Genomic DNA, 20,642 nt, shown 5'->3' on the forward strand with positions numbered 1-20,642 from the left:
AAAAATCAACACTAGCCTTTAACTAAGGGAGCCATAGACGGCGCACAACGAGATAAATCAAAACCTTTTGCTGACACCTCAGTCACGAGATCAGCGTATTCTCTACCTTTGCCATTCTCTAACAACACCCACAACACAGAAGAGCGGGTTCCTGTTCGACAAAAGGCAAGCGTCTTCTTTGATGCTGACAGGGTATCAACTTGCAAATCAACATGAGACTGAGCCAATTTAGGCAGCTCAATGGGGTTCCATGCATACTCAAACCCCATTGCCTCAGCGGCCTCTTTAAGGATTTGGGCAGACGGTTGATCTTCAGCCTCACCATCGGGGCGATTATTAATAATCAAACGGAAGCCCTGAGCCTTCAACTCTGACAAATCTGCCACCGAAATCTGCGGTGCAACGAAATAAGTTTCATCTAATTGGACTGGCGCTATCATGACCTAACTCCTATTGAAGTGGACAAATACTGACCGAAAATACCTTAATTTCGATACAGAACTTTAATCAAATGGAAACCGAACTGAGTCTTCACAGGCCCTTGAACCTTTAATAAAGGCCCACCAAATACAGCCTTATCAAACGCAGGCACCATATCACCTTTGTGGAACTCACCGAGATCTCCGCCTTTTTTGCCAGAAGGACAAGTCGAGAACTGCTTGGCCAGCTTATGAAAGTCCGCACCTTTATCCAATTTACTCTTGATAGAAGCCGCTTCTTCTTTCGTTTTAACCAAAATATGGCATGCACTCGCTGTCGGCATGAGAACCTCTAATTGTTTAATCTGCTAGATAAAATATTTTAACCCGATTAGTATAATAGAATTCCCTACTAGTCAGCACTAGTTGAATCAACTTTTGCGACATTATTAAATATAAAAATTAAGGAAGGTATGAACCAGTTTACTGGCTTCTAAAGTGTGAATACCTCTCTTTCTTTCAAGGCAAGTTTCGCAGCCAAGTATGAACCTATTGGCAAGCAACTTAACAAAGAAAAAAGAAAGTTAAGATTACGCCCTTTGAGTTTTCTAAAGAAGCGCAAAAAACAGATTCATACCACCTTCTACAATGGGCAAGACAGTATATGAGTGCATACGCAGCAATTAGCGATTTATCTTTCCTTCTCGTTGAGCCTTCAGAGACTCAACGAAAGATCATAGGCAAAGCCTTAGAAGAAGCAGGCATCATTCAAATTGAATACGCCAGCAACATAGAAGAAACCATTTCTGCACTTGCTAACTTCCCGCCTGATCTGGTTATCTCCTCCATGTATTTACCAGACGGCTCTGCCAACGAATTAATCGACCGTATACGCAGCAATCAAGCGACAGAAGAGCAATGCTTCATGCTCATCTCAAGTGAGAGTAATCGCGAATATTTAGAGCACCTAAAACAATCGGGCGTGCTGGCAATTTTACCTAAACCCTTTACTCAAAAAGACTTAAAGCGTGCCATTCACTCTACCCTCGACTTTATCGTAGAAGAAGAGATCGACCTTGAAATGTTTGACCCTAAAACATTAAAAGTGTTGGTCACGGATGATAGTTTGACGGCGCGCAAACACATCAGCAAAACCCTAAACACCATGGGCATAGAAGACATTGAATTTGCAGAGAATGGTAGACAAGCTATCGAACGCTTAGGCGAAGAGGAATTTGACCTTATTGTAACGGACTACAACATGCCAGAAATGGACGGTCGTGAGCTAACCGATGCGGTACGACAAAATCCAGACATTGCCCACATTCCAATTCTAATGGTGAGCTCAAATGCTGATGAAAGTCAGCTGTCTAATATCACTCAGGAAGGCGTTGATGCAATCTGTGGAAAGCCATTTGAACCCGGTACCGTTAGACAACTGCTGGCACAAATTCTAAACTAATCTCAATAAATTACCCTTATAAAAAAAGAGCTCAATTTGAGCTCTTTTTTTATAACTTATGTCTGCTTACTTTGATAGCAAAGCTTCAACAATGGGCACATTCGCCTCAGGAAAAACAAACTCATTGAGCTGCGACAAGGAGACCCAGCGAACCTCTTGACCTTCTTTACCATGAGGCTCACCCAAAAAGCCAGTCACTTTATAAAAAACCAACTCAACTTGCTTATCGCCATAATCATGAGCAATGGTTTCAAAATACTCACAAGCATTCACTTGAATGCCACATTCCTCTTCAAGTTCACGCGCCAAAGCCAACTCTGCAGATTCTCCTGATTCACATTTACCACCAGGGAACTCCCACAAACCGCCTTGATGCTTACCAGAGTCACGTAACGCTATGAAAACTTGATCATCACGCAAGATCAAGCCAACAGCCACCTTAACCAACATCAGGTACGATACTCGGCATTAATAGTGACATACTCATGGGAGAAGTCGGTCGTCCAAACGGTATCCACTTGATCGCCCATTCCCAAATCCACTCGAATATGAATATCCTGTGGCGCCATGGCTTGCACACCATGCTCTTCCAAATAATCAGGTGAACGACCACCATCACGGGCGATTTCAAAACCGTTGATATGCAATTGAACATGATCCACATCCAACTCTTCAACACCAGCACGACCCACAACGGCCAAAATACGTCCCCAGTTAGGATCAGAGGCAAATAAGGCTGTTTTCACCAAAGGTGAATGAGCTATTTCAAACGCGGTTTTAGTCGCATCTTCAGTTTGTTTCGCACCAACCACTTCTACCGATACAAACTTAGTCGCGCCTTCGCCATCCCGCACAATGGCATGAGCAAGCTCTTGCATCACTTCCGTGAAAGCAAGCTCAAACGCTTGCGCTAGTGGTGTGTCCATCGAATCAATAACAGAGTTACCCGCTTTACCTGTGGCAATCACCACGCAAGAATCATTGGTAGACGTATCGCTGTCCACCGTGATGCGGTTAAAACTTTTATCGGTAACTCTCTTCAAGAGCTGCTGCAATAATTCAGGGGCAATCGCCACATCCGTACAAACATAACCCAACATAGTCGCCATATTAGGACGAATCATGCCAGCCCCTTTCGAGATGCCGCCAATGCGATATGTTTTACCTGCCACATCAAACTCACGACACGCCCCTTTGGGCAACGTATCGGTGGTCATAATACCAAGCCCAGCATTTGCCCAATTCGCCGCCGATAAGTTCGACAAGGCCACAGGAATCGCTGCAATAATTTTGTCCGCAGGCAATGGCTCACCAATGACACCAGTCGAAAATGGTAAAACAGATTCAACAGAGACACCGGTTTGCTCTGCTAATGCCTGACAAGTCTTCAATGCATTTTCAACACCCGACTGACCCGTACCAGCATTAGCATTACCGGTATTAATCAACAAATAGCGGGCGTTTGCTTGCGCCAAATGAGATCGGCAAATGCGAACCGGCGCTGCACAAAATGCATTTTGCGTAAAGACACTCGCAACACTCGCCCCTTCACACACCTCAAAAACCACAACATCTTTTTTGTTGGGCTTTTTAATACCTGCTTCCGCAACACCAATTCTGATCCCATCAATTTCAGGGATAGCGGGAAAATCCTGCAAGCCAACAGCCATTTATCTGTTACTCCAATTACACTAGTTTACCGTGACACTGTTTGTATTTTTTACCAGAACCGCAAGGGCAAGGCTCATTACGACCCACTTTTGGCACATCTTGAGCCGAACCGGCCACACCACTATCACCTTCAGCCGAGTCGGAAAGAGAATCAACAGAGTTGTGAACCATACTCATCTGCATTTTCGCTTCTTGCTCTTTTCGAGCCTGTTCAATTTTCTCCGCTTCATCAGCAGATTGAACCTTCACGCGGCTAATAATTTGTACCACTTCAAATTTAATTTGCTCCATCAAACCTTGGAACAACTCAAACGATTCGCGCTTATATTCTTGCTTAGGATTTTTCTGAGCATAACCACGCAAGTGAATACCTTGCCTAAGCATATCCATCGTCTGCAAATGCTCTTTCCAAAGTGTGTCTAAGACCTGCAACAAAACTTGCTTTTCAAACGAACGAAATTGCTCAGCACCTGCCACTTCTTCTTTTGTTTGGTAATCTTCAACAAAACAATCTAAGATTTTCTGACGCAATGGCTCTTCGTATAGTTTCTTGTCTTCCTCAAGCCACTGAGATACTGGAATCGTCAAACCAAATTCATTACGAATTTTCTCTTCCAGACCAGCCACATCCCACATGTCAAAAATACTTTGCGGTGGAATGAACTCGTCAATCACACCCATAACCACTTCTTCACGCATCGCAGCAATGGCTTCAGACAAGTCTTCAGACACCATCATATCGAAGCGCTGACGGTAAATTACTTGACGCTGATCGTTCGCAACATCATCGTATTCCAGCAACTGTTTACGGATATCAAAGTTACGGCCTTCCACTTTACGCTGTGCTTTTTCAATGGCATTTGAGACCATCTTATGTTCAATCGCTTCACCTTTTTCCATGCCCAAAGCCATCATCATTTTTTTGATGCGGTCAGACATAAAGATGCGCATTAAATTATCTTCAAGCGATAAGTAAAAACGTGAAGAACCAACATCACCCTGACGTCCGGCACGACCACGAAGCTGATTATCGATTCGACGAGACTCATGACGCTCAGTACCAATAATATGCAAACCACCGGCCGCTAACACCGCGTCATTGCGGCTCTGCCAATCTGCTTTCAATGCTGCAATCTGTTCTTCTGAGGCAGACTCACCAAGCTGATCCAACTCAACTTGCAAGTTACCACCCAACACAATATCCGTACCACGACCAGCCATGTTTGTGGCGATGGTAACAGCACCAGGACGACCAGCTTCTGCAACAATTTCCGCTTCACGCTCATGTTGCTTCGCATTCAACACATTGTGCTTGACGCTTTTCTTGTTTAAGTAATTCGACAATAACTCCGAATACTCAATCGACGCGGTGCCCACCAAAACTGGACGACCTTGTTTTACATTGTCTTCGATGTCGACAACAATGGCTTCAAACTTGTCTTGAGTAGACATGTAGATAAGGTCGTTATAGTCCTTACGTTGAACCTGACGATTCGTCGGGATCACAATCACGCTCAAACCATAAATCTGCTGAAACTCAAAAGCTTCAGTATCCGCTGTCCCTGTCATACCAGACAATTTTTCATACAAACGGAAATAATTCTGAAAGGTAGTCGATGCTAACGTTTGACTCTCAGCCTGAATCGTCACCCCTTCTTTCGCCTCAACGGCTTGGTGAATACCTTCAGACCAACGACGCCCAGCCATGGTTCGTCCCGTATGCTCATCCACGATGACAATTTGATCACCTTGAATGACATAATCAACATTCTTTTTGAAGATGACGTGCGCTTTCAAACAAGCATGAACATGATGCAACAGAGCCAGATTGGAGGCTGCATATAAACTCTCACCTTCGCCCAACATGTCTTGCTCAACCAACCAAGCCTCTACAAAACTATGGCCTTCCTCGGTCAGTTCAATACTGCGTTGAGACTCATCCAGAATATAATGACCGTCTTGACCTTCTTCGCCTTCATCCGCCTCTACATGAGGTTTCAACAAAGCCGCCAAAGCATTGATTTTACGATATTGCTCGGAGCTGTCTTCAACCGCACCGGAAATGATAAGCGGCGTACGCGCTTCATCGATCAGAATGGAGTCAACTTCGTCCACCACTGAGAAATGCAAATCACGCTGCACTCGGTCTTCAAGACGGAAAACCATGTTGTCACGCAGGTAATCAAAACCAAATTCGTTGTTAGTACCATAAGTGATGTCGCATAGGTAAGCGGCTTTTTTGTCATCACGCTCTTGACCCGAGAAGACGACACCAACACTCATATCTAGAAATTCATAAAGCGGTCTCATCCAATTGGCGTCACGTTTTGCCAAATAATCATTGACGGTAACAACATGAACCCCTTTTGAACTTAGTGCATTGAGATACACAGCCAAGGTTGCTACCAGTGTTTTACCTTCACCGGTACGCATCTCAGCAATACGGCCTTCATTCAGAACCATACCGCCAATTAACTGAACATCAAAATGACGCATACCCATGACACGACGGCTGCCTTCACGCACGGTTGCGAAGGCTTCTGGCAAAATAGATTCCAGTGACGTACCTTGCTGTATGCGCTCACGAAATTCACTTGTTTTGCCTGCCAAGTCATCATCTGTCAGCGACTTAAAACTTTCTTCAAGTTGATTAATTTGCGTTACAACTTTTTTGTAACGTTTCACTTCTCGGTCATTCTTAGTACCGACGATTTTTTTAATTACAGTTCCTAACATCTCGAATTCAACGTAGCCAATTAGTAATAAATAGAGTCTATCACGGTAATGTGTGACAAAACATGAAATATCAAGGACCTAGACACAAAAAAACCAGACATATAGTCTGGTTTTTTAATTCCCGAGTTGATCACTTAATTAAGCACCAGCGAAAGCAGGCTCAACGTATGACACAGGATTTTCTTGTGCTTCATCTTCAAACACAACGTATTCCCAAGCTTCTGGTTGCTCAAGAAGTGCTAATAAAAGCTTGTTGTTTAGACCATGACCTGATTTGTACGCTTTGTACTCACCAATCAAGCTATGACCCAGAAGGTAAAGATCACCGATCGCATCCAAAATCTTATGACGAACAAGCTCATCACGATAGCGCAAGCCTTCTTCATTCAATACACGATAATCGTCTAGTACGATGGCATTTTCCATATTCGCACCACGAGCAAGATTATTCGTTTTGAAGTACTCGATGTCTTTCATGAAACCAAATGTGCGCGCACGGCTGATCTCTTTTACGAAAGTGGTGGTTGAGAAGTCCAAAGTCGTGGTTTGAACATCTTCACCAATAGCTGGATGCTCAAAATCAATCTTAAATGACAATCTAAAACCAGTATGCGGCTCAAGAGAAGCATACTTATCACCATCTTCGATGCGAATTGGCTTTTTAACACGAATGAATTTCTTCGGCGCATTTTGCGCTTCCAATCCTGCTGATTGCAGCAAGAAAACGAAAGGGCTCGCACTGCCATCCATTAATGGAATTTCGCTAGCGCTTACCTCAACATAGGCATTATCAACCCCTAGACCAGCCATAGCAGAAAGCAAATGCTCAACAGTACTAACCTCTACACCATTCTGCGACAAAGCAGTTGCAAAGTTTGTTGAGCCCACTAGGCGTGCATCCCCATGAATCTCGACCACAGGGTCTAGATCCGTACGAACAAATACGATGCCGGTATTTACAGGGGCAGGTTTCAGTGTCAAATACACCTTCTCGCCAGAGTGCAGACCAACGCCAGTTGCTCGAATAATGTTCTTAAGTGTGTGTTGGCGTACCATTCTATTCCTACATTTTTATGACTGGATACATTTGTTTACAAATATATCAATAACTCATTTTTTATACAATCCAACATTTTGATTTTGCATCATTTTTGCTCAAATTAATCAGCTTGACGACGCAAAAATGCCGGAATGTCCAAATACGATAATTTATCGCCGCCTGAATTCGCATTTGAATCAGAAGATTCAGCAGATTCATCCAGACTTTTCTCTACCGTTTCCACCTTCATACTTGGAGAAGGTGTTGACACTGGCTGAACTGTCTCTTGAGGAGTAACAACTTCTTTCTCAATCGTAGGCTCAGCTTTAGTCATTACTGGTTGAGAGACAACAGATTCGCCAACAGCAGACTTCATTTCAACTGCATTTCGACCCTCTAAACCAGTGGCCACTACTGTAACTCGCATCTCATCACCCACACTCGGGTCAATCGCACAGCCAATTACAACAGTTGCATCTTCCGATGCATATTCTTCAATGATGCCACCCACCTCGGTAAACTCTGACAAACCAACTTCTTCGTTTGCCGTAATGTTAACCAGCACGCCTCGCGCACCTTTTAGGTTGATGTCTTCCAATAATGGGTTATGAATCGCCGCCTCAGCCGCCACTCTTGCTCGGTCTTCACCAGAAGCAGAGCCTGTCCCCATCATGGCCATACCCATTTCTGACATCACAGTTCTTACGTCAGCAAAGTCGACGTTAATAAGACCCGGACGCATAATAAGGTCGGTAATACCTTGTACTGCATTAAATAAAACGTTGTTTGCTTCACCAAACGCTTTAAGCAAAGAAATGTTCTTTCCTAATACCGGCAACAAACGTTCGTTTGGCACTGTAATTAATGAATCGACATTTTCTCGTAATTCTTTAACGCCTTCTTCAGCCACTCTTGCACGGCGACGCCCTTCAAAAGGAAACGGCTTCGTCACAACAGCGACCGTTAATATGCCTAATTCACGCGCAACCTTAGCAATGACGGGGGCTGCACCAGTACCTGTACCACCACCCATACCTGCGGTGATGAACACCATATCCGCGCCAGTCAATAACTGAGTAATTCGTTCTTGATCTTCCAAAGCAGAGTCACGCCCTACTTCTGGATTAGCACCTGCGCCCAAACCTTTAGTGATGGTTGAGCCAAGTTGCAATGAAATTCCTGTGTCAAACCCCACAAGGGCTTTAGAATCAGTGTTGGCACAAATAAACTCAACACCTTCCAATTGATTTTCAAGCATGTGACGAACAGCATTACCGCCACCACCGCCTACACCTACAACTTTAATCACTGCGTTGTCGGTCAAACTATCTTCGGCCATATCAAAGACATTCATGGGCTTACTCGCTCCTCAAAAAAATTCGCTATCAATTTTGGTTAGATATAACTTTGAAACCAATGTTTCAACTTCTGCCAAGCTTTCGTTGCACTGAAAGATGGCTTGGTTTCATTCTTCGGAGCCAAAATTGATGCTTCACGTTTAGTTTGCGTCTTAGACATCATCCCTTTAGCGATTTCGGCTACATCAGCCTCTTTACTACCATAAGCCAATAATCCAACACTGGTTGAATATATTGGGTTATCGACAATATCTGACATTCCTTTAGTACAATCTGGCACAGACAACCTCACTGGCATCTGAAAAACCTTCTCTGCCAAGTCTGCTGCACCTTCCATGAGCGACGTACCACCAGTAATCACAATACCTGCAGGGATACGCTCGGCGTAACCACTGCGTCTTAATTCATCCAGAATTAAATTGTAAATTTCTTCGTATCTTGCCTCTACCACCTCTGTTAAAGCATGGCGCGTAATGGATCTCGGTTGACGATCCCCAACACTGGGCACCTGCAACACTTGATCAGTAGACGCCATAGAAGACATAGCGCAAGCATACTTAACCTTAATTTCTTCAGCATGCTGTGTCGGAGTTCTCAAGGCCATTGAAATATCATTGGTTACTTGATCTCCTGCCACAGGCACGACAGCGGTATGATGCAAAGCACCATCAATCCAAACTGCAATGTCTGAAGTGCCGGCACCGATATCAATCAGGCAAACACCTAAATCTTTTTCATCCTCGCTCAATGACGAATCACTGGACGCCAACTGAGACAGGATGACACCATCTACGCCTAAACCACATCGCTTAATGCATTTCTCAACATTCATCACCGCGTTGACCGCGCCAGTAATCAAATGAACATTGGCCTCTAATCTCACACCCGACATACCAAGTGGGTCTTTAATCCCCTCCTGGGAGTCAATATGATATTCTTGAGGCAGAATATGCAGTACTCGTTGGTCCGATGAAATAGGCACAGCTTGAGCTGCATCTATCACACGTTCAATATCTTCCGTTTGAACTTCTCCATCCTTCACCGCAACAATGCCGTGAGAATTCAGACTTCGGATGTGGCTGCCTGCCACACTGACGTAAACCGAATGAATATTACAGCCAGCCATCAACTCAGCTTCTTCAACGGCTCGCTGAATGGACTGAACAGTTGACTCAATATTAATGACAACGCCGCGTTTCATTCCTTTAGAACTATGAGAGCCAATACCGACAATTTCCAAACTACCATCAGCCAGTACTTCACCAACCAAACAGATAACTTTCGATGTGCCTACATCTAGACCGACTATCATTTCACCTTCCCGGTATTATGTGCGTTGCAATCCGGCCCATTTAATTGTTTAAAAAAGCAACAAACGGGCCAAAATCAATTTTTTTTCTTCCAGCCCACCGCAACCCCATGAGGGTAACGTGCGTCAACTGAAGTAATTTGTTCTATTCTACCTGATAAATCGCTTTTATACACGGCTATAAAGCGCTGTAATCGCTCTAAAATATCATCTCGACCCAGCTTAACCGCTAGGCCGTTGCCAAAAACAATCTGCCAAGCCCCCCTAGGCTCCAAAGTGAGTTTCGCAATCCGCAATGACGTCGATGCCAACACCTGACTGATTAGACCAAACTGCTCCAATACAACGTCACTTGAATCCACTGGACCATACAAAATGGGCAGCGGCAAATCTGGCAACACACTAGGAGAAATCACGACTGCCGAAGCGGAAATGATTTGCCCATCGCGCCAGTATGCAAGAGGGATGTATTCGTGCACAATCACCTGCAAGGTATTTGGCCAAACTTTACGAACCTCTGCCTTTTCCACCCACGGTGATGACAAAACCACAGCCAAGGCTTCCTTCACTGACAACCCTAGTAAGCTTTGCCCTAAAAGCGGTGAGAACTCTTGCTGAAGCTCTAATTGCGAGGTATTTTGCAACTTTCCCTGTATGTCTATTTTCTCAATCGCAAACCAAGTATCCGGGGAATCCTCCCCTTGAAAACTTGCTACCACGATCAAAAGTATCGCTCCAATGAGCGCTGCCAACCTCATAAATATTGTTTACCTTGCTTGCGACCAAGCCTGCTGAGCGATTTTTTCCACCAAAGCCGCATAATCCAACCCAACATGCGCTGCGGCCATCGGTACAAGGCTATGAGACGTCATACCAGGGGCCGTATTTACTTCCAGCACCCAAAACTGACCTTGCTGATCTCGCATCACATCGACACGCCCCCAGCCACGACACCCCAACGATCGATAAGCTTCCAAAGACAAACGCTTTAATTCAGCCTCATCTAACTCATTCAAGCCACAAGGCAAAAGGTATTGTGTGTCATCTGCTAAGTATTTTGCCTCATAGTCATAAAGCTTATGATCGTCTGAAGGCTGCAAACCAATGGGCGGATAGGCTTCGTCATCAATGATGGTAATGGTAAATTCCGGCCCGTTAACAAACTCTTCAACCAACACATCCGAATCGTATTCTAAAGCCTGCTGTAAAGCCGTCTTTAGCTCTGCTTGATTGGCAACCTTGTTAATACCAATAGTAGATCCTTCGCGAGAAGGCTTAACGATCAAGGGATAAGACATCGTTTGCTCAATCTCAGCAACATTTGCCTCTCCGGAAAAAGACAAATACGCTGGCGTTGGAACACCCAAGCCCCGCCAGAATCGCTTGGTAAGCACTTTATCCATGGCGAAACCACAGGCTAATGGAGAACTGCCTGTATAAGGCTTCCCCATCATTTCCAATAACGCTTGAACTCGACCGTCCTCACCTTCGCCGCCGTGAAGAGCAATAAAAGCCAAATCAAACTCAATGGATTGCAATTGAGCAATAGGATCCGCTGATTGCTCTGTACCGTATAGATCCACATCAAGCACTTGATAGCCTTTAGAACGCAGCGCCTTAGACACCATAGCACCACTCTCTAGAGACACTTCACGTTCTGCAGAACGACCACCATAAATCACGGCAATCACTGAATCTTGCAATGCTTTCAACATATCAAATCCCATCCACAGACAATTTTTTCGACACCGATCCGATGTCACCAGCACCTTGGGTAATGAGCAAATCTCCTTCACGAAGCACATTACTCAAAATAGACCGCAAGTCAGATTCACCACCCACATGAATTGGATCGACGGTACCGCGCTGACGAATGCTACCGCATAAAGAGCGACTGTCCGCACCATTGATCGGCTGTTCACCTGCCGCATACACATCCAGCAACAGCAACACATCCACTTGCGATAACACGCGGACGAAATCCTCATACAAATCACGGGTACGAGAGAATCGGTGTGGTTGATACACCATCACCAGACGTTTTTCAGGCCAACCTTCGCGAATGGCTTTAATCGTCGCCAACACTTCACTTGGGTGATGACCGTAATCATCAACGAACATAACTTCTGAGCCATTACCAAGTGTCAAAGGTTGCTGCTCTTGAAAACGTCGACCAACCCCCTCAAAACCCATTAAGCCAGCTTGAATGGCGGCAGCGTCGACACCCAGATCCGTTGCCACAGCAATGGTAGAAAGCGCATTTAAGACATTATGTCGACCAGGCATAGGCAAACGTATCTTCAATGGCTCACCTTCAGGACGATGCGCCATAAATTCACAATAACGCCCCGTCTGCTTGATATCCGTCGCGTAAAAGTCGGCTTCTTGCTCAATACCGTAGGTCAAGACAGGACGACTCAGAGCAGGCAGAATCTCACGTACATTCGCATCATCCACACACATCACCGCCAAACCATAAAAAGGCAGGTTATGAACAAACTCTACGAAAGTGTGTTTTACCTTCTCAAAATCACCTTGATAAGTATCCATGTGATCTTCATCGATATTGGTTACGATGACAGTTTGGGGCTGCAAATGTAAAAAAGACGCATCACTTTCATCCGCCTCAGCCACCAAATAAGAACTACTACCAAGCTGAGCATTAGTACCAGCACTGGTTAATCGACCACCAATCACAAAAGTAGGTGTCTCACCTGTGGCCGCCAACACCGACGCCATTAAACTGGTTGTCGTCGTTTTACCGTGGGTACCGGCCACGGCAATACCATGTCGGTAACGCATTAGCTCAGCAAGCATCTCAGCACGTCGTACAATTGGAATACGATGCTCTTTACCCCAAATAATTTCTGGGTTTGCTTCATTGATTGCAGTGGACACCACAATCACATGAGCATCATGAACATTTTCCTCCATGTGCCCTATGTATATTTTAATGCCTAACTCCGCTAAACGATCCGTCGTAGAAGACGCTTTAAGATCAGAGCCAGATACTTGATACCCTTGGTTATGCAGCACTTCTGCAATGCCACACATCCCCACACCACCAATACCAATGAAGTGAATATTCTGGATTCGACGCATGGTCGGGATATCGTATTGAGCTTTGTTTTCTATCATGATTTAACTAACCTTAAGCAATGTGCAACCACATCTTGTGTTGCACTCGGATGAGCAACCAACTTCGCCTGCTCACCCATTTTCAACAATGTTTCTTCACTTTCTAACAAACCCGCCAGCATCGAAATAACTTTTTCACTACTGAGTTCAGGCTGTGGCAACAAATACGCCCCGCCGACCTTCTCAAGATGACGAGCATTCTCTGTTTGATGGTCATCAATGGCAAAAGGGTATGGTACCAATATCGAAGGCAAACCAGCTACTGCCAGCTCACTGACCGTCATCGCACCAGCCCGGCACAATACCACATCCGCCCAATAATACGCTTGATTCATATTCTCTAAGTAAGCATCAACACGCGCTTCCACCTTTAGAGCGTCATATAAGGCTTGTACTTCTTGGTGATTACGCTTTCCAGTTTGATGCCATACATCCAGCCGCTGAGAAAAAGGCCATTCGGCAAGCACTTTAGGGATCACATCATTAATTGCCTTTGCCCCTAAACTCCCTCCAACGACCAACAATCTTAATGGTCTTGCCGTCTCCAAACGAGAGGAGCGCACCACCTGCTGCAAAATATCACGGCGAATGGGGTTGCCTAACGTTAACGCGTTAGGCAAAGCGCCTGAAAACGCCTGCATTTTTAACCCAGCGACTTTGGCTAACAGCTTGTTGGTCGTGCCGGCCACCGCATTTTGCTCATGAATCGCCAAAGGAATACCAAGCAATTTCGCAGCAACGCCGCCAGGCCCAGCAACAAATCCCCCCATGCCTAACACCACATCCGGTTTTAGAGATTGCAAAACCGCAACCGCCTGACCTATGGCATGAAGAATACGAAACGGCGCAGCAGCAAGCCCCAACACACCTTTACCACGCACTCCCTTAATAGACAGCGTATGAAGTGGAATATCGTGTTGCGGCACAATGGACTCCTCCATGCCCCCTTTCGATCCCAACCAATGCACCTCTAGGCCTTTTTCCCTAAAATCATGCGCACAAGCTAAGGCAGGATAAATATGACCACCTGTACCGCCAGCCATGATGACGACTTTTTTTACCTTACTCATCGCTCACTCTCTTTATCCATATTGGCACTCGAGTCTGACCATTGAGCCCGACGATTTTCAACATCCACACGAGCCACCACAAACAAACTGGCCAGCGTAATAATTAAACTACTGCCACCAAAACTAATCAGCGGCAAGGTCAACCCCTTCGTTGGCAAAAAGCCCGTATTTACCCCAATATTAATAATTACCTGCGCCAAAATAAGAATGGCAAAACCAAAGCACATATAGGCAGCAAAAGGTCGATCAAGAGACATAGCGCGATAACCAATCTTAAACGCACGACTTACCATCAAACCAAACAACAGAATCAACAGCAAACCGCCAACCATGCCGGTTTCTTCAACCCAGATCGAAAACACAAAATCCGTATGAGCTTCCGGTAAATAGGACAACTTCTGCACACTGTTCCCTAACCCAAGGCCAAACCATTCACCACGCCCATAAGCGATTAAAGCCTGACTCAATTGATAGCCCTCATTAAACGGATCAGCCCAAGGGTCAATGAAATTCATTAGACGCTTCAAACGGTAACTCTCTGATATCGCCACGACACCAAGCATACAAACCGCCGCAGCCAACAAAAGCAAGAATTGATAAAGAGGCGCGCCACCAAGGAACAACAACACCATCACAGTGCCCAACAATACAACGGAAGCACCAAAATCTGGTTCAAAAAGCAAAAACAGCAGAAACACACTACACAAACAAAGAGGCAGAACGAAACCAACCCAGCCTTCACGCACTCGATCGGCGCGACGTACCAAGTAACCAGAGACATACACCACCATACAAACTTTGGCGACTTCCGAAGCTTGCAAGTTAAAGACCACTAGATTGATCCAGCGACGACTCCCGTTAACACTCTTACCTATGCCTGGCACCAACACTAGAATCAATAAAATTAAAGACAACCCCATCATCAGGATGCCCCATTTTTGCAATTGCGCTGTGGGCAACGACAACATCACCGCACCAAACGTCAACCCAAGAAAAAGATAGAGTGATTGCCTTACCATAAAGAAATACGGGTGGCCGTGAATGCTTTCAGAGATAGAAATAGAAGCACTTGACACCATCACCAAACCTAACGCCAATATGGCGACCACAGACGCTAAAAACCAAGCATCCACACGAATAAATTCGCGCAGAGACACTCGATCAAACAGAGCTAACCACGTCATAATTGATTAACCAAATCAACAAAATGTTGACCACGTTGCTCAAAATTCTTATACATATCCAAACTCGAACAGGCTGGCGAAAACAAGACAATGTCACCCGGTTGAGCAAGCTGAGAAGATGCGGCAACCATGTCATCAAGCGTATCAAAGCGAGACAACTCGACACCGTTAGGCACAATATCAGCAATACGCTGAGCATCTTTGCCAAACAAATAAAGGTGACGAACATACGCAAGCATGGGCTTGGCAAGATCCTTGAATTCAGCCCCTTTACCGTCACCACCCGCTAACAACAAAATATTCTTCTGATGGGTTCCCAAACCTTGCAAAGCGGCCAAGGTCGCGCCTACATTCGTGCCTTTAGAATCATTAATGTAAGTCACCCCTTGATGTTCTCGTACTGTTTCACAGCGATGTGCTAAGCCACCAAACGTAGACAATACCGAGGCAACGTTTGGTGACATCACATCCACTTTGAGCAATTCCAGCATCGCCAAACACGCCAATACATTGGCATAATTATGCGAGCCTTTTAAGGCAATCTGTGAGGTATGATACAAACGCTCAACACCACGACACAGCCATGCACCCGACTCATCCGGCAACAAACCAAACTCTTTAAGATCTGGACTCTTAGTCGTAAAAGCTCGAACTGGTACCCCTTCCGCAAGTAATGGCGCGGTAAGAATGTCTTGTTTATTACAAACGGCGGCTTTACAGCCACGATAGACTTTTTGTTTGGCTCTTTGATAAGAATACAAATCGTCATAACGATCCATATGATCTTCTGAGACATTCAACAAACAAGCGACATCCGCTTGCAAAGCATGCGTGGTTTCAAGCTGAAAGCTCGACAACTCCAACACATAGAAATCCACATCTGGCGCCAATAAATCCAATGCGGGCAACCCCAAGTTACCGCCAGCAATGGCTTTATGCCCCACCGCCTGTAGCAATAAAGCCAACAAACTGGTTACTGTACTTTTCGCATTCGAACCTGTGATTGCAATAAAAGGGGCGTTGGCGTAATCGCAAAACAAATCGATATCACCACGCATGGACACGCCCTGCTCAGCTAAACGTTGCAAAACAGGGGTTTTAAGGGCAATGCCTGGACTAACAAACAACTCGGTGACGCCCAAGGTTTCCAACACCTCAAGCTCGCCGGTAAAAATTCGCTCTGGCGGACAAAAAGCCTTTACGTCTTCTAAGCCTGGCGGCTGCTCTCTTGAATCAACCACATAAAAGTCCAAGCCTTTACTCGCCAAAAAGCGCGCGCAAGACAAGCCTGTCGCTCCCAAGCCGACAACGGCCCTAACCCGATCTGACCCGATCAACGACATGACAACTCTCCTAACGTACTTTCAGCGTAGCCAAACCAACCAATACCAAACACACGGTAATGATCCAGAAACGCACAATAACTTTTGGTTCAGCCCAGCCTTTCAATTCAAAGTGATGATGGATTGGTGCCATTCTGAAAATACGACGCTTGGTCAACTTATAAGATGCCACTTGCAAAATAACCGACACGGTCTCCATCACGAACACACCGCCCATGATAAACAAAACCAGCTCCTGTCGAACAATGACAGCGATGACTCCTAAGGCAGCACCAAGCGCAAGTGAACCCACATCGCCCATGAAAATTTGTGCTGGATAAGTATTGAACCATAAGAAGCCTAAGCCAGCTCCAGCCAAAGCCGCACAAAACACCAACAATTCCCCGGTTCCTTGAACATAAGGAATCAATAAGTATTCGGAAAATTGGCTGTTACCAGTCAGATAAGCAAAAATACCCAACGCACCACCAACCAAAACGGTCGGTAGAATTGCCAGCCCATCAAGGCCATCCGTCAAGTTAACGGCATTACTGGTGCCTACGATGACAAAATACGTCAACACCACAAAGAAAATGCCAAGCGGTATAACGATGTCTTTAAACAATGGCACAATCAATGACGTCTCAGCAGGCGTTGTCGCGGTTATATACAAAAATATCGCCGCGGCCAAGCCAAAAAAACTTTGCCAAAAGTATTTCCACTTTGCTGGCAAACCTCTAGGATTTTTCTCGACGACTTTACGATAATCGTCCACCCAGCCGATAGCACCGAAACTTAACATCACCAAGAGCACCAACCAGACATAATGGTTGGTTAAATCTCCCCACAGAATCGTGCTCACCGAAATGGAAAAAATAATTAACGCCCCCCCCATAGTGGGGGTGCCCGCTTTTGATAGGTGAGTTTGCGGACCATCATCGCGAATCGCCTGACCAATTTGCAGACGTTGCAACATGACAATCACTTTATTACCAATAAGCAACGAAATAACCAGAGCCGTCAGCACCCCCAAAATGGCACGCAGTGACAGGTAATTAAATACGGTAAAAAAGGTATAGTGCTTACTTAAATAGGTCGTTAGAAGAAGTAACATCGTTCAAGAACATCCTAATCTTTTAATCTTTCTATAATTTTTTCCATCTTAGCTGAGCGTGAGCCCTTCACTAAAATAGCATGGTTTTCATTTAGCTCTTGTACTACAACAGCCGCTTCTTCATGATTCTCACAAAAATATACGCTCCCACCTTGCTGCCTAAACACCTCTCCAGCAATCGCTGCCAAAGCCCCTAAACAGACCAAGTGAGTAATCCCTTTGGTTTTTGCATACTCTCCCAGTTCTGCATGAAATTCATTTTGGCGCTCGCCAAGTTCCCCTAAACCGCCTAATACCAACCAAGTAGATTGAGCAGACTGCATTGTTAAGACGTCAATTGCCGCCTTAACTGAAGTGGGGTTGGCATTGTAACAATCATTGATCAACAGAGCCCCTTTTTTTGTTTTTAGGCGCTCCATCCGACCAGCGACTTGAATCGGCTGAGCCAGTTTCTCTACGGCCACCGCAAAAGGGAAGCCCATTGACAACAGCGCCAACACCATCGCCATGCCGTTGGCAATTTGATGACGACCAGGGCTTGCAATCAACACCGACAAAGATTCACCCTGATAACAGAATATGGCTCGACTACTATCCGCACCTAATTCAATGTCTTTCGCATACAAATCCGCCTGCTCAGTAAAACCAAAAGAAAGCACCTTTCTTTGGTCTGCTAAGCCACACCAATACCCAAAAAAATCGTCATCCGAGTTTAAAATCACCGTCGCATTTTGCGCCGCCCCGGAAATCAAACAACCTTTCTCTTTCGCAATACCTTCTAGTGACCCTAAACCTTCAAAATGACTACCACTGGCATTGGTCAAAATCACTAAATCTGGTGCAGCAATATGAGCTAAATTGGCAATTTCACCGGGGTAATTTGTACCCGCCTCAATGACGGCCACTTGATGGTCCGACTGCAATTCCAACAATGTCTGCGGCAAACCAATTTGATTATTCAAATTGGCGCGTGTTTTTAACACATTTCGACAACTAAGGGATTGCGCTAACCAATCTTTTACAGTGGTTTTACCATTACTTCCGGTAATACATATCACAGGACCAGTAAATGCCTGACGCATCAAATTGGCAATACGGCCATACGCCTCTAATGTGTTAGCCACTTTCACATGGCAAACACCCTCTAACGCCACTTCACTCAACACCGCAACAGCACCAGCGGACAGAGCCTGATCAATAAAATCATGCCCATCAAAGCGCTCACCACGCAAAGCCACGAACAAACAACCTGGAACAATGCGTCGAGTATCCGTCACTATGCTACTGAGTGACTGGTCGTCTCCCACTAACTCACCATTACAAGCAAGGGCGACATCACTAAGAGACAAATTAACCAACATAATCTTCTAACACCCTGCAAGCTTCTTCTTTATCGTCAAAATGGTGCTTGACGCCATCAATCTCTTGATAAGCCTCATGCCCTTTACCTGCTATTAAAATAACATCATTCGGACTGGCTGACATCACGGCCTCATGTATCGCCAGACGACGATCCGCCTGCAGGTGATAACTGGCGTGATCGCTTGTTTGCGCCACCACATCTGAAAAGATTTGTTCAACCGATTCCGTTCTTGGGTTGTCTGATGTCAACCATACTGCATCCGCATAGGTCATTGCAGCCGACATCATCAGCGGTCGTTTACCACGATCTCGATCTCCGCCACACCCAAAGACACAAATCAAACGCCCTGCCACATGCTCTCGAATCGCTTTCAAAGCGCTCTCTAAAGCATCCGAGGTATGAGCAAAATCAACAACAACGAGTGGCGCATCCGATACCTCAACTTTATCCATTCGACCAGGCGCACCCTTTAACTTTGACAAACCAGCAATGAGATCAGCCTTATTCTTTGTCGAAGACCACACACTGGCCAAAGCAGCTAAGGCATTTTGCACATTAAAGCGCCCCAACAAAGGCAAGAACACCTCTGCCTCACCCTCTGGGTGACATAAAACAAAACGACACCCGGTGGACTCTAATGACAATTCTTTGGTGTAAAAATCAGCCTGTGGATTGGCCTCACTATAATAAAAACAATTGGCATTAATGGCAGGTTGCGTCATAAAACCAACATACTCATCATCCAAGCAATACACGGCCTCTTCCACACTAGGAAACGCAAACAGCTTCTGCTTGGCGGTGGCATAAGACGCCATATCCCCATGATAATCCAGATGATCACGAGTCAAATTAGAAAAAACCGCCGTCTGAAAAGGCACCCCGTTGATTCGCCCTTGATCCAGAGCATGAGAAGAAGCCTCGAAAGCAACATAATCGACACCTTGCTCGGTCAATGACATCAAGGTTTGATGCATGGTCAAAATATCTGGCGTTGTTTGATCCGCGGTTTGCAACTGCCCCAAGGGACCAATTCCAAAGGTTCCAACCAAACCACTTTTGTAGCCCATCATCTCAGCAAGCTGTGCAGCATAAAAACAAATAGATGACTTTCCGTTCGTACCAGTGACCGCCATCATCTTGCTTGGCATATGACCAAAGCATTGATGCAAACACGTCACTAATAACGCCGCAGGATCATCGACGACAACAAGCTCGATGTCATTACGTTCAAGCTCTACGCCAGTCGGTACGATGGCCATTTGACAGCCTAGGGCGACCACATTATCTAAGTAATCCCAACCATTGGAACCAACCCCAGCCAACGCAAAGAAAACCCCATTCACATCGAGTTTTCGACTGTCTATTTCTAAATGGGTATATAAAGCAGAACGCGGGCTAGTCTTTTCAGAATAGCCCGCCAAATTTAGTATTTCTTGATGTGATATAACTGGCATATT

General features: G+C 45.3%; 18 protein-coding genes. 1 reads left to right on the top strand and 17 read right to left on the bottom strand.

Annotated features, from left to right (window positions below):
• Positions 1–11: 11 nt before the first annotated feature.
• Entirely contained in the window at positions 12–440 is a 429-nt protein-coding gene (locus tag OA79_RS01095; protein WP_063331367.1) for a TIGR01244 family sulfur transferase, read from the bottom strand.
• Between the two features lie 44 nt (positions 441–484).
• Positions 485–763, bottom strand: coding sequence for a peptidylprolyl isomerase PpiC (gene ppiC, locus OA79_RS01100; RefSeq protein ID WP_063331368.1), 279 nt, complete (start codon positions 761–763; stop codon positions 485–487).
• 320 nt (positions 764–1,083) lie between these two features.
• Here ppiC and OA79_RS01105 point away from each other — a divergent pair, with 320 nt between their 5' ends.
• Complete coding sequence (locus tag OA79_RS01105) at positions 1,084–1,881, top strand: response regulator (protein WP_063331369.1); 798 nt, start codon at positions 1,084–1,086, stop codon at positions 1,879–1,881.
• A gap of 66 nt (positions 1,882–1,947) precedes the next feature.
• On the opposite strand, the gene mutT is transcribed toward OA79_RS01105, so the two are convergent.
• The 15 genes from mutT to OA79_RS01180 all read right to left on the bottom strand — a co-directional run bounded on the left by mutT (position 1,948) and on the right by OA79_RS01180 (position 20,639).
• Positions 1,948–2,331: an 8-oxo-dGTP diphosphatase MutT gene (gene mutT, locus OA79_RS01110; protein WP_197465335.1), complete on the bottom strand. Its 384-nt coding sequence runs from the start codon at positions 2,329–2,331 to the stop codon at positions 1,948–1,950.
• On the bottom strand, positions 2,331–3,551 hold the full coding sequence (argJ, locus tag OA79_RS01115; protein WP_063331371.1) for a bifunctional glutamate N-acetyltransferase/amino-acid acetyltransferase ArgJ: 1,221 nt from the start codon (positions 3,549–3,551) through the stop codon (positions 2,331–2,333). Before argJ ends, mutT begins: the two co-directional genes overlap by 1 nt.
• 16 nt (positions 3,552–3,567) lie before the next feature.
• Complete coding sequence (gene secA / locus OA79_RS01120; RefSeq protein WP_063331372.1) at positions 3,568–6,288, bottom strand: preprotein translocase subunit SecA; 2,721 nt, start codon at positions 6,286–6,288, stop codon at positions 3,568–3,570.
• A gap of 138 nt (positions 6,289–6,426) precedes the next feature.
• On the bottom strand, positions 6,427–7,344 hold the full coding sequence (lpxC, locus tag OA79_RS01125) for a UDP-3-O-acyl-N-acetylglucosamine deacetylase (protein WP_063331373.1): 918 nt from the start codon (positions 7,342–7,344) through the stop codon (positions 6,427–6,429).
• A 104-nt stretch (positions 7,345–7,448) separates the two neighbouring features.
• Positions 7,449–8,681 carry a cell division protein FtsZ gene (ftsZ, locus tag OA79_RS01130; RefSeq protein ID WP_063331374.1) on the bottom strand — a complete coding sequence of 411 codons (1,233 nt, stop codon included), beginning with the start codon at positions 8,679–8,681 and terminating at the stop codon, positions 7,449–7,451.
• 41 nt (positions 8,682–8,722) lie between these two features.
• Positions 8,723–9,997: a cell division protein FtsA gene (gene ftsA / locus OA79_RS01135; RefSeq protein ID WP_063331375.1), complete on the bottom strand. Its 1,275-nt coding sequence runs from the start codon at positions 9,995–9,997 to the stop codon at positions 8,723–8,725.
• Positions 9,998–10,071: 74 nt separating this feature from the next.
• The gene (locus tag OA79_RS01140; protein WP_231908776.1) at positions 10,072–10,713 is read right to left on the bottom strand and encodes a cell division protein FtsQ/DivIB; all 642 of its coding nucleotides are present in this window, start codon (positions 10,711–10,713) and stop codon (positions 10,072–10,074) included.
• Positions 10,714–10,761: 48 nt separating this feature from the next.
• Complete coding sequence (locus OA79_RS01145) at positions 10,762–11,709, bottom strand: D-alanine--D-alanine ligase (RefSeq protein WP_082825328.1); 948 nt, start codon at positions 11,707–11,709, stop codon at positions 10,762–10,764.
• A gap of 1 nt (position 11,710) precedes the next feature.
• Positions 11,711–13,132 carry a UDP-N-acetylmuramate--L-alanine ligase gene (gene murC / locus OA79_RS01150; RefSeq protein WP_063331378.1) on the bottom strand — a complete coding sequence of 474 codons (1,422 nt, stop codon included), beginning with the start codon at positions 13,130–13,132 and terminating at the stop codon, positions 11,711–11,713.
• A complete protein-coding gene (murG, locus tag OA79_RS01155; RefSeq protein WP_063331379.1) occupies positions 13,129–14,202 on the bottom strand; it encodes an undecaprenyldiphospho-muramoylpentapeptide beta-N-acetylglucosaminyltransferase in 1,074 nt (357 codons plus the stop codon). The genes murC and murG overlap by 4 nt, the downstream gene beginning before the upstream one ends.
• Positions 14,199–15,386 carry a putative lipid II flippase FtsW gene (gene ftsW, locus OA79_RS01160; protein WP_063331380.1) on the bottom strand — a complete coding sequence of 396 codons (1,188 nt, stop codon included), beginning with the start codon at positions 15,384–15,386 and terminating at the stop codon, positions 14,199–14,201. Before ftsW ends, murG begins: the two co-directional genes overlap by 4 nt.
• Complete coding sequence (gene murD, locus OA79_RS01165; protein WP_063331381.1) at positions 15,383–16,729, bottom strand: UDP-N-acetylmuramoyl-L-alanine--D-glutamate ligase; 1,347 nt, start codon at positions 16,727–16,729, stop codon at positions 15,383–15,385. The genes ftsW and murD overlap by 4 nt, the downstream gene beginning before the upstream one ends.
• Before the next feature lie 10 nt (positions 16,730–16,739).
• The gene (gene mraY / locus OA79_RS01170) at positions 16,740–17,822 is read right to left on the bottom strand and encodes a phospho-N-acetylmuramoyl-pentapeptide-transferase (RefSeq protein WP_063331382.1); all 1,083 of its coding nucleotides are present in this window, start codon (positions 17,820–17,822) and stop codon (positions 16,740–16,742) included.
• Positions 17,823–17,836: 14 nt separating this feature from the next.
• Positions 17,837–19,183, bottom strand: a complete 1,347-nt coding sequence (locus OA79_RS01175; protein WP_063331383.1) for a UDP-N-acetylmuramoyl-tripeptide--D-alanyl-D-alanine ligase — start codon at positions 19,181–19,183, stop codon at positions 17,837–17,839.
• Positions 19,173–20,639 (bottom strand): UDP-N-acetylmuramoyl-L-alanyl-D-glutamate--2,6-diaminopimelate ligase, encoded by a 1,467-nt coding sequence (locus OA79_RS01180; RefSeq protein ID WP_063331384.1) that lies wholly within the window; start codon positions 20,637–20,639, stop codon positions 19,173–19,175. The genes OA79_RS01175 and OA79_RS01180 overlap by 11 nt, the downstream gene beginning before the upstream one ends.
• Positions 20,640–20,642 lie beyond the last annotated feature (3 nt).

The sequence above is a fragment of the Marinomonas sp. TW1 genome (assembly GCF_001625355.1).
Lineage (GTDB): Bacteria > Pseudomonadota > Gammaproteobacteria > Pseudomonadales > Marinomonadaceae > Marinomonas.